Source organism: Changpingibacter yushuensis (assembly GCF_014041995.1).
GTDB classification, from domain to species: domain Bacteria; phylum Actinomycetota; class Actinomycetes; order Actinomycetales; family Actinomycetaceae; genus Changpingibacter; species Changpingibacter yushuensis.
In genome coordinates, this window is sequence record NZ_CP059492.1 from 1,621,982 (window position 1) to 1,635,164 (window position 13,183).

Consider the following 13,183-nt stretch of genomic DNA (forward strand, 5'->3'; position numbering starts at 1 on the left):
TGCTGTGCACCATTGCCAGCGAGCGTCGTCAGGAAGATCACGAGACACAAGCGGGGATGGCGTTTTGGCCAAAGCGTGACGGGCAGGAATACTTACAACCATGCGAAAGTCTGCCGAGCCCACTCCCGTTGAGGAAAACATCGTCGATATCGACGTCTCCACGGAGATGCGCACGTCATTCCTCGAGTATTCGTATTCCGTGATCTACGCCCGCGCCCTGCCGGATGCCCGCGATGGTCTCAAACCGGTTCAGCGCCGCATTCTGTTCCAGATGGGCCAGATGGGGTTGCGCCCTGACAAAGGGCATGTGAAGTCCTCGCGGGTGGTGGGCGACGTGATGGGTCGCCTACATCCCCATGGCGATACCGCGATCTACGATGCCATGGTTCGGATGGCGCAATCATTCACGATGAGACTTGCGTTGGTTGACGGGCACGGTAACTTCGGATCGCTCGACGACGGCCCGGCAGCCCCCCGATACACCGAGGTCCGGTTAGCACCAGCCGCTCTTGCCATGACAGCATCTCTGGACGAAGACGTCGTGGACATGGTGGCGAACTATGACAACACGATGATGCAGCCGGACGTCCTCCCTGCCGCCATCCCGAACCTTCTTGTCAATGGATCCTCTGGGATCGCCGTTGGCATGGCCACCAACATGCCCCCTCACAACCTCACTGAGGTTGTTTCAGGGGCGCGCCACCTCCTCTCACATCCTGACGCCACGCTGGATGACCTCATGCGGTTCATTCCCGGCCCCGATCTGCCCGAAGGCGGCAAGATCGTGGGGTTAGATGGCATTCGAGCAGCCTATGAATCTGGTCGTGGCATATTCAAGACTCGCGCGACCGCACATATTGAAAACGTCACTGCCCGTAAGAAGGGCATAGTCTTCACTGAACTCCCCTACCTGGTTGGCCCAGAGAAGGTGATTGAGAAGCTCAAGGATGCAATCAATCACAAGAAGATTCAGGGCGTCACAGGAGTTCAGAACCTGACGGACCGCCATCACGGGATGCGCCTCGTTGTGGAAGTGAAGAATGGCTTCAACCCGGAAGCCGTTTTGGTCCAGCTCTACAAACACACGCCACTGGAGGATTCGTTCGGAATCAACAACGTCGCGTTGGTTGATGGCCAGCCCTGCGTGCTCGGACTGAAACAGCTTCTGCAGGTGTTCCTTGACCATCGGGTCAACGTGGTGCGCAGGCGCACTGAGTTTCGCCTAGATAAGGCTCAGAAGGACCTCCACCTTGTTCAAGGTCTTCTTGTGGCGGTCCTCAACATCGATGACGTCATTGCCGTTATCCGTACCTCTGATGACACCGCGGCGGCGCGGGCCCGGCTTCAACAAGTCTTCGACTTGTCGGAGGCTCAAGCCGACTACATCCTTGAGCTGCGCCTGCGCCGCCTCACCAAATACTCGCAGATTGAACTGGAGCAACGCCGCGATGAGCTGACACAGCAAATCACGGAACTCGAGGCGATCCTGGCATCGGAGTCCGCCCTCCACAAGGTGGTTTCCTCCGAACTGGCCGAGGTGGCCAAACTGTACGGCACACCTCGCCGCACTATTCTGCTTGAATCCGATGGCGCCGATCCTGTCGCAGCATCCAAGGAAGTTCCGCTGGAGACGCCAGACGACCCATGTTGGATGCTCTTATCAGGCACCGGGCTCGTAGCACGCACAACGGAAGCTTTGGCCCCCCTCACCGAAGGCACACGGTCAGCCCACGACGCTATCGTCAGTTCTGTGCCGGCTACCGCTCGCGGTCAAGTTGGAGCACTCACCTCGGCGGGTAGGCTCATGCGGCTAGATGTCATCGTTGCGCCCGCATTGCCGCTTACGACCGGCGCACCGAGCCTCGCGGGTGGCACGCCCATCCATGAGCTCCTCGTTCTCGAGAAGGGCGAGCGCGTCGTTGCCCTCGTATCTCTGGCTGAAGATGCGCCGCCAATCGCGATGGCCACCGCGGAAGGAAAGATCAAGCGGCTAGCTGCGGCACATCCAGGTAAGGACTCATGGGATGTGATCGGCCTTGCCGCGGATGACAAGGTGATTGGTGCCGCCCACAGCCAGGACTCCGACCAGATCGTCATGGTAACGAGTGATGCCCAGCTACTGAGGTTTGGGGCAGATGCTGTGCGCCCGCAGGGGCGCACAGGCAAAGGAGTTGCAGGTATCAGACTCTTAGAAGGCGCACATGTCATCGCGCTCGGCGTGGTTCGCGGCGACGACGTCGCCGGGTCACTCGTTGCTACCGTCACCGGTAGCTCTGAAGCCCTTCCCGGTACTGTAGCTGGTTCCGTTAAGGTAACGCCGTTGGATCGCTTTCCTTCCAAGGGTCGCGGCACAGGTGGCGTTCGTGCGCATCGATTCCTACGAGGTGAAGATTGCTTGCAGCTGGCTCACGTTGGTGGCGCTCCCCTACGCGCAATTGGTAGTGCTGGCCAGCCGCTGGATTTGCCGGAGATCGACGAGCGCCGCGATGGTTCTGGGGTTCCTTTGACTGCTGTGATTACAACTATCGGATAGCTAAGCGGCCAGAAGCCGACCGCGATTAACTCTGTATAGCGGTGGGCTGGAGGTCGATTGGGCGTGACATAACGAAGGTCTGGACAGTCTTTTCAAACTCGAAGTCTGAGAAGAGCCGCACCCTGTCAAACGGGTTGTCAGCCTGCGGATCAATCGAGACGTCGATGCCCGCATACTCCACTCCATCATTACGGTAAGCCACCATTGCGGAGCTCAGAAGAGCGGTCATGAGGTTCATTCGTCGCCATTCCTCGTGTACGGCGACCTCGTCGATGTAGCCTTCGGACCACCCGATATCCGCCCACTCTTGGTCGTATTTGGCGGAGAGAATGTAGCCTGCCAATCGCGGCCGATCGCCCCTGCGGTCCAGCGCAGCGAAACTCCATTCGCGCATGAGGAATGCGCGTTCAGCCGTCCACTGTTCAGGACTCATCGGACCCTGCCCGGCCAGCTCGAAGTAGATTTCGTTATGGGCGCGGCGTATGTCGTCGTCGGTCAGAGAACTCAGTTCCACGATACTGATGAAACCCGGGATCTCTATATTGGGAACGAAATCGTCGAGTTTGCGCCGCATCTGGATGTAGGAAGAAGTGTTCACAAATCCAGCTCGTTCAAGAAGATCCATGAGGTCGGCGCTCTCAGAATCCACATGCATGGTGGCTGTGGCGCGGCGAACCTCACCTTGAGCTAATTGCTCCGACGTGGCGAGCTGCGTTTCAACCAGTCCTGCGCCCAACCCAATGGACCGATAGTCAGGGTGCACTCCGCCAGACATGATGATCTCAACGGAGTCCCCATGCAGCCGCGGCATGCGCGAAAGGCCATAGGCAATGAGTTCACCGAAAACAGTGCGCACTCCAGAAGCCCGCCACAGATATGCCGAATCAAAATACGAATCGACTTCAGCTTGTGACGTGCGAAACGCTGTACCGTCATGCTTCTCAATTGTCTGGATAAGACTCCAGATCTCCCGACTTTGCTCTGGTCCCAGGGGGACCCAAGACGCAGGTTGAGCGACAGCCGTCATAACCCTCCTGTTGGATTGCACTCACTGTGAGTGTACCGGTCGTGGTCACGATGCAATATGCATCTATGCGTCGATGCGGTCACGATCTACGTTATCGGCATGCCCCACGATGAAGTCACGTCGGGGGGCCACATCGTTGCCCATAAGGAGTTCAAATACGTGTTCGGCCTCACGCAATGCTTGTTCGTCCTCCATCTGAATGCGCCGCAAAGTGCGGTGGGCCGGGTCCATTGTGGTCTCGGCCAACTGGTGAGCGTCCATCTCGCCTAGACCCTTGTACCGCTGGATCGGATCCTTGTAATGCTTGCCTGTGCGCTCCAACTTGCGAAGCTCGCTGTGCAGTTCTTCTTCGGAATATGTGTAGATGAATCTGCCCTTCTTGCCCCCGCTTCCGGCCACCTCGATGCGATGGAGTGGCGGTACCGCCGCATACACCCGCCCGGCCTCAACCAGGGGGCGCATATACCGAAAGAAGAGTGTCAGAAGTAGCGTACGAATATGTGCACCATCCACGTCGGCATCAGTCATCATGATGACCTTGCCGTAGCGTGCGGCCGAGACATCAAACGTGCGGCCTGATCCTGCCCCAACCACTTGGATTATCGCAGCAACTTCCGCGTTCTTGAGGATCTCGGCTGGGGAGGCCTTCTGGACGTTGAGGATCTTGCCACGTATTGGCAGCAGCGCTTGGAATTCACTTGATCGGGCTAGGCGCGCAGTACCCAACGCCGAATCGCCCTCCACGATAAAGAGCTCTGTGCGCTCCACATCTTCACTTCGGCAGTCAGCCAGTTTCGCTGGGAATGACGAACTCTCCAAAGCGTTCTTCCGGCGCGAAATCTCCTTATGCATTCGGGCCGCTACTCGCGCGCGCATCTCCGCAACGATCTTCTCGAGGAGCCTGCTGGTCTCAGTCTTCTGATCCCGCTTCGGAGAGGAAAGAACTTCACCAAGTTCCTTCTCCACCACGCCAGAGACGATCTGCCGAATGGCAGCAGTTCCGAGTATCTCCTTGGTTTGCCCTTCGAACTGAGGCTCTGGGAATCGCACAGTTACCACTGCTGAGAGGCCTGCTAGGACATCATCCTTCTCAATCTTTGGGTCCTTAGCAGTGAGCTTGAGGCGCCGAGAGTTCGAATCGATCATTGAGCGCATGAGCTTGATCAAGCCCTGTTCGAACCCCGTCTGGTGGGAACCGCCCCCGGGGGTCCGAATGATGTTGACGAAGGTCTCGATGCGGGTTTCATATCCGGTCCCCCACCGCAGTGCGATGTCAACGTCGCAATCGCGCAGCACCTCCTGCGTGACGAGGCTTCCAGACTCCTTGTCGAACACCTGAGCGTTCTCCGTGAATGTCCCCGAACCAACCAGATGGATCGAGTCAGTTACCGCTGGATCCGTGGCAAGGAAGTCCACGAAATCCACAGTTCCACCTTCGTAATGGAAAGTTTCCTTATGGACACCTTCCGCGCCCGGCGTTCCGGGTAGGCCTCGCTCATCGATAATCGATATCCCGAGTCCGGGAATAAGAAAAGCCGTTTGACGAACTCGATCTTCGAGTTCGTGATAGGAGAACTGAGCATCGGCTGAAAAGATCTCAGGATCAGCCCAGTAACGCACCCGGGTTCCGGTCTTCTTTCGCGCTACTTTTCCGACGACGTCGAGTTCTGACCCGTCCGTGAATGGAACAAACCTGCTGTGGGGCGAAGCAGCCCTCTTCTCATCCTCGAATCGCCCCGGCTCCCCGCGATGAAACTGCATCTGGTAAGTCTTGCCACCGCGGTCAACTTGAACGTCCAGCCGCTCAGACAAAGCGTTGACTACGGACGCACCTACTCCGTGCAAACCACCCGAAGCGGTATATGATCCGCCACCGAATTTGCCGCCTGCATGCAGCTTGGTGTAGACGGTCTCCACGCCGCTGAGTCCCACGCCTGGCACGATGTCCACAGGGATTCCGCGCCCGTCGTCGTTGACCTGAACGGAACCGTCCGCGAAAAGTGTCACAACGATCGATGAGGCATACCCTTCTAGGGCTTCGTCCACGGCATTGTCAATGATCTCCCAGAGGCAGTGCATCAGACCACGAGAGTCCGTGGATCCGACGTACATTCCAGGGCGCTTGCGCACAGCTTCTAGGCCCTCAAGGACCTGCAGGTGGCGCGCGGTATAGGCTTCGTTCGTTGACACGTCCAACATGCTACGTGCCCAAGCCGATGGATTTCTTTACCGGCGCGCTCAACGGGTGGAAACTCACGATGCTGTTCGCATCCTGTTCAGCAGATCGGTTGGGCGGGAACCGCCCAACCTTCCAACCTCACTTGATAGTGTTGCGTTCGTCAACGATATGAACTGCAGTTTCCTGCAGCTTTGCGAGGTGCTGATTCGCGTGATGACCACAGAACAGCAACTCTCCGTACGGCATGACGGCCCGCACGTATGCTTGCGCACCGCACGCGTCGCAGCGATCTGCCGCAGTCAGGTTCTTCTCTTCAATCACTGGTGTACTCACATCTCAATAAAAGCACGATGCCCAAAAAACATTCCCATCCGGCCGTGTGAGTTCACCCGCGGCGGAAGTCTGCTAGATTTGCTTGTTGCCTACGAGTTCGCAACCGCCATCTATCTGGAATATCAGCCAAGGAGGCGCAATGGCCGGATTTGCCGTGGTCGACTGCGAGACAACCGGCCTTCGAGCCACTCAAGAACGCATCATCGAAGTTGGGGTTGTACTCCTGGATTCTTCGGGCGCCTTTCAGGATGAGTGGAGCACGTTGGTCAATCCGCTGCGTCCTGTCACCTCTCAGTTCATCCACGGCATTTACGACGACGACGTCGCTTCGGCCCCAACGTTCACCCAGATTCTTCCCGGTCTCACATCTCTTCTTGAGACACGTGCGGTGGTGGCTCATAACGTTGTGTTCGATGTGGCGTTCCTCAACGCTGAGTTCGAGCGTTCTTCTTACCCTATGACTATCCCCGCGCAGGCCACGGTGTGCACGATGGAGCTTTCGAAGATCTATCTTCCGGAGGGCCGTCACAGCCTTGTTTCGGCAACCGAACGGGCAGGGATCTCCTTGGGTGGCCATCATCGTGCGTTGGTAGATGCGTGGGGAGCGGCAGACTTGCTGCGCCACTATATGTTGGCCGAATCGCGGGGCATCCGGTATGCGCAGCAGGCAAAATCCCGCCAGGGTAGCGTGACGAAGCCTGCGGCGTGGCTGCCTGCCCTCCAGCAAGCCGGCGCGTTGGACTGGCCAGTCAGTCTGTTCTAGAACCTCATACGTGCATATCAAGGCACACCACCCCGATGATTTCAGCTCCGGGTGCCGCGCCACATGCAAAGGTGGCGCCGATTCAGTGAATCAGCGCCACCTTCCACTTTCCCAACTGCGGGTCAGTCTAGTTGCGGGTCAGTCTAGTTGCGGGTCAGTCTAGTTGCGGGTCAGTCTAGTTGCGGGTCAGTCTAGGTAGTCACGCAGAACCTGAGAACGGCTTGGGTGACGAAGCTTTGACATTGTCTTGGACTCGATCTGCCGAATACGTTCACGAGTAACGCCGTACACCTTGCCGATCTCATCAAGGGTCTTCGGCTGGCCGTCTGTCAGGCCAAAGCGCATCGAGACCACGCCAGCTTCGCGTTCCGAAAGCGTATCGAGCACCTGATGGAGCTGTTCTTGGAGCAATGTGAAGCCAACAGCGTCTGCTGGGACAACGGCTTCGGAATCCTCAATGAGGTCTCCAAACTCAGAATCGCCATCCTCGCCAAGTGGCGTATGAAGCGATATGGGTTCACGCCCATACTTCTGGACCTCAACGACCTTTTCCTCGGTCATATCGAGTTCCTTAGCGAGCTCCTGGGTGGTTGGTTCACGTCCGAGATCCTGAAGCATCTGACGCTGGACACGGGCCAGCTTGTTGATGACTTCAACCATGTGAACGGGAATGCGAATTGTGCGGGCTTGGTCGGCCATTGCCCGGGTAATTGCTTGGCGAATCCACCACGTTGCATACGTAGAGAACTTGTAGCCCTTGGTGTAGTCGAACTTCTCTACGGCGCGAACCAGACCAAGGTTGCCTTCCTGAATGAGATCGAGGAAAAGCATTCCGCGGCCGGTGTAGCGCTTTGCAAGCGAAACAACGAGGCGCAAGTTGGCTTCGAGGAGGTGATTCTTGGCCTGATGGCCATCTCGTGAAATCGCCTTGAGCTCACGCATGTAGATGCGATCGGACTGTGGATCCAAGGCGCCACTACCCAAAATGTGTTCTGCGTACAGGCCGGCCTCAATGCGCTTGGCGAGTTCGACTTCCTCTTCCGCATTAAGCAGAGGAACCTTGCCGATCTGCTTAAGGTAATCCTTCACCGGGTCCGCCGTGGCACCAGCCACATGTACCCGCACAGCGGGTTCATCGGATTCATCGGAGTCCTTCATAGTGAAGGCACCCTTTGATGTCACCGGTGCTTCTTCCACCTTGGGCTTGGCTGCGCCAGCCGTGGATTCATCACTCTGATCGGATTCTCCCGATTCGTCATCCCCAGCATCGTCTGCGGCTGAATCCTCATCAGAATCCGAATCAACGGAAACATCCTCCGATGACCTTGTGGTGGGTACAACTACATCGGCATCCGAAACGTCATCCAGTTCCAGATTGATTGAGTCAAGATCTTCAGGTGAAGAAGTGGAATCTGCGTCATCCGAATCACTGGAGGCTACAACCTCAGGTGCTTCTTCAGCCTGCCCCTTGGCAACCTTCTTGCCGGAAGCCTTGCGGGCGCGCTTGGCTGGGATGGCAACTTCCTCTGGAGCTTCCGCCTTACCTGCGGAGGCGCGCTTTACAGGTGCCTTCTTAACCGGCGCCTTTTTTGCGTTCGCTGTTGAGACTTCTTCAGGTACGTCGACCTGAGCGGAATCAACCGTGGGCTTCTTGGCGGTCTTTGTTGCCACTTGAGACCTTTCACATGAGGATTATTCGAATGACGAACAGACATTCTACCGCTTGATGGGCAGAATTCAGTTCAGCACACTTACGGCAACGCCAAATGATCGGCAATTGTTCCCACAATTGCAAGGTGTTTCTGGCCACGTCAAACCAGCGCGCCGCTACCGCGGCTGGTGCATCCATTGCGCGGCGCTAGGTCACGGTGTACCAATAGAGTTGCACGGTAGCCACGGGATCGGTATCACGAGGCAGTGAATGCTTCGGGTGGCGGACACGTGCACTGCAGGTTGCGGTCACCCCATGGGCCATCTACGCGCCCTACTGGCGGCCAATACTTGTCCTCGACCATGTAGCGCGCGAGCTCCGGATCTAAGACTTCTGTTCCAACTCCGTAGACGGCTGGATACGCGGCGATCTCCCGGCTGTAGGGATGATTCCACTCGCTAGCGATGACCACCTCAGCTGTGTGTGGCGCGTTGATCAGTGGGTTGTCCTCTCGCGGCCAGTGACCGGTGGCCACCTTGGTCACTTCCTCGGTTATTGATAGCATCGCCGCGCAGAATCGATCCAGTTCGCTCCGTCCCTCCGATTCAGTGGGTTCAACCATAAGTGTGCCTGGCACCGGGAAGCTCATAGTGGGTGCATGGAAGCCATAGTCAACAAGCCTTTTGGCGACGTCGTCGACCGAAATCCCGGCTTGTTTGAAACCGCGTACATCCAAGATGCATTCGTGGGCGACGCGGCCACTGGAACCGCGGTACAGCACAGGAATGACATGGTCGAGGGAATCGGCGATGTAATTGGCCGCCAAGACCGCACTCGCCGTAGCAGCTGACAATCCTTCAGCACCCATGAGGCGAATATAGGCCCATGAAATCGGCAGGACGCTCGCCGAACCCCATGGTGCGGCGGCCACCGCGCCACTCCCGGGCAGCGCGCTCTCCCGGCGGCCCGGAAAGCCGGGTAAGTAGGGCGCAAGATGCGCCTTTGCCGCCACTGGGCCCACTCCCGGGCCACCCCCTCCGTGCGGTATGGCGAAAGTCTTATGGAGATTGAGGTGGGAGACGTCGCCACCCATGTCGCCCGGACGGGCAAACCCCACCATTGCGTTGAGGTTGGCGCCATCGATGTAGACCTGGCCTCCGGATTGGTGAACCATGCTGATGACTTCACCAACCGACTCTTCGTATATTCCGTGCGTGGATGGATACGTAAGCATGATGGCACCGATGCGATCTCTGTTCTCCGCGATCTTGGATCGGAGGTCTTCTAGATCGATTGATCCGTCCGGTTTGCTTGTCACAACTACTACGCGGAAGCCCGCTAATGTGGCCGAAGCCGCGTTGGTTCCATGCGCGGAGGCAGGAATGAGGCACACGTCGCGCGCCTCTCCGCGAGCGCGATGGTAGCCCCGCACTGCCAGAAGTCCCGCTAGCTCACCCTGGCTTCCAGCATTGGGCTGCAGTGAAACAGCATCGTATCCAGTGATTTCGCAGAGCCAACGCTCCAGATCCTCTGCCAGCCGTTCGAAGCCTGCATGATCTTCGGGTGGAGCATACGGGTGAATATGTGCAAATCCTTCGAGTGTCATTGCGCTGACTTCCACTGCTGCATTCAACTTCATGGTGCACGAACCCAGTGGGATCATTCCTCGATTCAGTGCGTAATCCTTGTCACCTAGGCGCCTCATGTAACGCATCAAGTCTGTTTCGCTGCGGTAGCGGTGAAAGGTTGCTTGCTCAAGGAAAGAATCGGTGCGCAAACTAGCCGCGGGGAGTTCCTCAATCTGCTCAGATTTGCCCGAATCAGCGAATGGTTCCAACGCTTGTGCAATAGCGTCAATCGTCGACGTCTCAGTTAGTTCGTCGCAAGAGATCCGTAAGTGGCTCGGGCTATGCAGATACACAGCGATCCCCTTGGCCAGGAGCGTGAGCTGGGCAGGCCTTGCTCTGCCAGGAATCTCAAGCTCCACGGTGTCGAAGAAGGCCTTATGAGTAATGCGGTGCCCACTATCACATAGCTTGCGGGCCAGATCGAGGGTGTGAGCGTGGATGGTCTCAGCAATGTTCTTGAGGCCTTCGGGCCCGTGGTAGACAACGTACATCGAAGCCACGATCGCAAGAAGTGATTGTGCTGTGCAGATGTTGCTAGTGGCCTTCTCGCGCCGGATGTGCTGTTCGCGAGTTTGAAGCGAGAGCCGAAACGCGGGATGCCCCGCGCTATCACGCGATACTCCCACGAGCCGCCCCGGAAGTTGGCGTTCGTTGGCCTGCGTGGTAGCGATGTAGGCAGCGTGAGGCCCACCGCCACCCAGTGGAATGCCGAGGCGCTGGGCTGATCCAGCCACGACGTCCGCACCGAGGCGTCCGGGCGGCACCAGCATGGAGCATGCTAGGAGGTCGGCAATCACGACAAAGGTTCCGCCGGCGGCATGGATCTGATCTGCCATCGTTGTATACGCGTGATAAGGATGAACCACGCCCCCGGCACCCGGGTATTGCACGACCAGCGCTGCGCAATCGGTGAGGTCTAGATTCTCGGTGGCGTCCACCCAACGAATCTCAATGCCCAGCGCATCACATCGGTTCGTCAAGACTGCCTTGCTCGCTTCGAACAGATCACTACTGACGGCAACCCTGCGGAGCTCGCCGCGATGTACTCGGACTGCCAGAAGCACAGCTTCCACGCCAGCACTTGCTTCATCGAGCAACGAAGCTCCCGCGATGGGGAGCCCGGTCAGTTCACTGACGACCGTTTGGAACCCCAGAAGTGCCTCGAGCCGCCCTTGGGAGATCTCCGGCTGATAGGGAGTGTAGGCGGTGTACCACGAAGGATTCTCCAAGATGCCGCGCCGAATCACCGCAGGCGTGGCCGTGTCATAGAATCCCTGGCCAATCATGGAAGTCCGCACGGTGTTGTGGCTTGCCATCTGCGCGAGCTCACGAGCTACCTGTTGCTCGGTGGCAGCCGGAGGTAGGTGCAACCGACCCTCAGACCGAATCTGGTTGGGAACTGCTTGGTCCATGAGTTCCTCCACGGTCGCGGCACCCACCACCTCGAGCATGGCTTGCTGATCAGACTGCGATGTCCCGATGTGGCGTGAGGCGAACCCCATGATTACTCCTTGGCCAAGCCGTCGTACTCGTCACTACTGACGAGGTCTCCGAGTTCACGTACCTCGATCTCGTACAGCCAGTTTGCGTGGGGATCGTCCGTGGCGAGCTTCGGATTTTCGACGACGGCCGCGTTTACAGCCGTCACCGTTCCCGAAGCAGGAGCAACGAGATCTGATACCGATTTGACCGACTCGATCTCGCCACAAGGCTCACCGGCTCTCACCTGCGAACCCACTTCCGGAAGTTCGAGGTATACCGCCTCATCGAGTGCCTGTGCAGCAAATTGCGTGATGCCCACACGGGCAGGGTTGCCCAAGGTGATCCATTCATGGTCTTTCGAATACTGCCGATCAGCGGGGTACGTCATTATTGCTCCAAACTACGAGATCAACGTCACGTTCATCCTATGTCGCCGCCGTGCTTTGCGTGATTCAAGTTGCACGAATGCTGTTAGCTGTGGGTATGTGAGGATCGGTTGCGCGAATAGAAGGGCAGATCCACAGTCTCCATAGGCTGGAGTTTCCCTCGAACGTCCACGTGATAGGTGCCAGCGGGCAGATTCGGCACAAGCCGTGCCAGTGCAATGGGCCGACCCAACGTAGGAGAGAGCACACCGGACGTGATCGTGCCCACAAGACCCCCGCCTGCATAGACGTTGCAACCTGCCCGTGCTGCACGCCGTCCCTGACCAATCAGACCATATAGATTCCACGCCACGGGACGCTCACTGAGCGCTGTGGCCCCCACAAAAGTGTGGTCAACAACGGTGTTACCAAGCCCTGCGTCCAGCGGAGAGATTGACCGATCAAGTTCGTGACCATAGAGTGCCATGCCTGCCTCAAGCCGTAACGTATCGCGTGCTGCTAGGCCACAGCGTGTCAACCCATGTTCTTGACCGCTGTGGATCAGTTGGCGCCACACATCAACCGCACCTGCCGCAGGGAGCATGAGTTCATAGCCGCACTCCCCCGTGTATCCGGTGCGCGCGATGCGAATGGGTAGGTCCTGCACGCGAACCTCCATCATCCGGTAGTAACGCAGCTTGGCGAAGCGCTCGCGGTCGGCTGCGGGCAGTATCTGAGAGACAACAGATGTAGATTCTGGCCCTTGAACTGCGATCAGTGACCTATGCGCAGTGGTGTCGCAAATGCTGACCTGCGACTGTTTGAGCGCCATGGACCGCGCCGTCAACTCATCCACAACATCCAAGCGGTTGGCAGCGTTTGCGACTACCAGAAAGTGGGAACTGGCGATCCGATACACAATGAGATCGTCAATGATCCCCGCATCTGTTGCCAGTATGAGCGTGTAGCGTGCCTGTCCCACTTCGAGGGCTGACGGCAAGCCAGTGAGCGAGTAGTCCAGTACGTGTGCAGCATGTGGACCTTCTACTTCGATCTGGGCCATATGTGAAAGATCGAAGATCCCAGCGTGGGTTCTGACCGCTTCGTGTTCCCCGCGATCTGAGCCAAACCGCAGGGGCATATCCCAACCGCCAAAGCTGGTGAAGGTGGCCGATTGGCGCTGGTGTTCGGCGTACAGCGCCGTACGTAGGAGCTCTGCCAC

General features: G+C 57.8%; 9 protein-coding genes. 2 read left to right on the forward strand and 7 right to left on the reverse strand.

What is annotated here, in order from left to right:
• The first annotated feature begins 100 nt into the window (after window positions 1-100).
• Window positions 101-2,533 carry a DNA gyrase/topoisomerase IV subunit A gene (locus H2O17_RS07070; RefSeq protein WP_182049050.1) on the forward strand — a complete coding sequence of 811 codons (2,433 nt, stop codon included), beginning with the start codon at window positions 101-103 and terminating at the stop codon, window positions 2,531-2,533.
• A gap of 25 nt (window positions 2,534-2,558) precedes the next feature.
• Here H2O17_RS07070 and H2O17_RS07075 read toward each other — a convergent pair whose 3' ends face one another.
• The 3 genes from H2O17_RS07075 to H2O17_RS07085 all read right to left on the reverse strand — a co-directional run bounded on the left by H2O17_RS07075 (window position 2,559) and on the right by H2O17_RS07085 (window position 6,072).
• A complete protein-coding gene (locus H2O17_RS07075) occupies window positions 2,559-3,560 on the reverse strand; it encodes a GNAT family N-acetyltransferase (RefSeq protein ID WP_182049051.1) in 1,002 nt (333 codons plus the stop codon).
• Between the two features lie 63 nt (window positions 3,561-3,623).
• Window positions 3,624-5,759, reverse strand: coding sequence for a DNA gyrase/topoisomerase IV subunit B (locus H2O17_RS07080; RefSeq protein WP_182049052.1), 2,136 nt, complete (start codon window positions 5,757-5,759; stop codon window positions 3,624-3,626).
• A 118-nt stretch (window positions 5,760-5,877) separates the two neighbouring features.
• The gene (locus H2O17_RS07085; protein WP_182049053.1) at window positions 5,878-6,072 is read right to left on the reverse strand and encodes a DUF7455 domain-containing protein; all 195 of its coding nucleotides are present in this window, start codon (window positions 6,070-6,072) and stop codon (window positions 5,878-5,880) included.
• A gap of 139 nt (window positions 6,073-6,211) precedes the next feature.
• On the opposite strand from H2O17_RS07085, the gene H2O17_RS07090 reads away from it, so the two are divergent.
• Window positions 6,212-6,835, forward strand: a complete 624-nt coding sequence (locus H2O17_RS07090) for a 3'-5' exonuclease (protein WP_182049054.1) — start codon at window positions 6,212-6,214, stop codon at window positions 6,833-6,835.
• 186 nt (window positions 6,836-7,021) lie between these two features.
• Here H2O17_RS07090 and H2O17_RS07095 read toward each other — a convergent pair whose 3' ends face one another.
• The 4 genes from H2O17_RS07095 to gcvT all read right to left on the reverse strand — a co-directional run bounded on the left by H2O17_RS07095 (window position 7,022) and on the right by gcvT (window position 13,183).
• Entirely contained in the window at window positions 7,022-8,506 is a 1,485-nt protein-coding gene (locus tag H2O17_RS07095) for an RNA polymerase sigma factor (RefSeq protein WP_182049055.1), read from the reverse strand.
• A gap of 236 nt (window positions 8,507-8,742) precedes the next feature.
• Entirely contained in the window at window positions 8,743-11,616 is a 2,874-nt protein-coding gene (gene gcvP, locus H2O17_RS07100) for an aminomethyl-transferring glycine dehydrogenase (RefSeq protein ID WP_182049056.1), read from the reverse strand.
• A gap of 2 nt (window positions 11,617-11,618) precedes the next feature.
• A complete protein-coding gene (locus H2O17_RS07105) occupies window positions 11,619-11,984 on the reverse strand; it encodes a glycine cleavage system protein H (RefSeq protein WP_182049057.1) in 366 nt (121 codons plus the stop codon).
• An 83-nt stretch (window positions 11,985-12,067) separates the two neighbouring features.
• Window positions 12,068-13,183: a glycine cleavage system aminomethyltransferase GcvT gene (gcvT, locus tag H2O17_RS07110; RefSeq protein WP_182049058.1), complete on the reverse strand. Its 1,116-nt coding sequence runs from the start codon at window positions 13,181-13,183 to the stop codon at window positions 12,068-12,070.

Bases quoted from the DNA above. Each gene is read 5' to 3' on its own strand.
- H2O17_RS07070 (WP_182049050.1), top strand. From the start codon at position 101: ATGCGAAAGTCTGCCGAGCCCACTCCCGTTGAGGAAAACATCGTCGAT.
- H2O17_RS07075 (WP_182049051.1), bottom strand. From the start codon at position 3,560: ATGACGGCTGTCGCTCAACCTGCGTCTTGGGTCCCCCTGGGACCAGAG.
- H2O17_RS07080 (WP_182049052.1), bottom strand. From the start codon at position 5,759: ATGTTGGACGTGTCAACGAACGAAGCCTATACCGCGCGCCACCTGCAG.
- H2O17_RS07090 (WP_182049054.1), top strand. From the start codon at position 6,212: ATGGCCGGATTTGCCGTGGTCGACTGCGAGACAACCGGCCTTCGAGCC.
- gcvP (WP_182049056.1), bottom strand. From the start codon at position 11,616: ATGGGGTTCGCCTCACGCCACATCGGGACATCGCAGTCTGATCAGCAA.
- H2O17_RS07105 (WP_182049057.1), bottom strand. From the start codon at position 11,984: ATGACGTACCCCGCTGATCGGCAGTATTCGAAAGACCATGAATGGATC.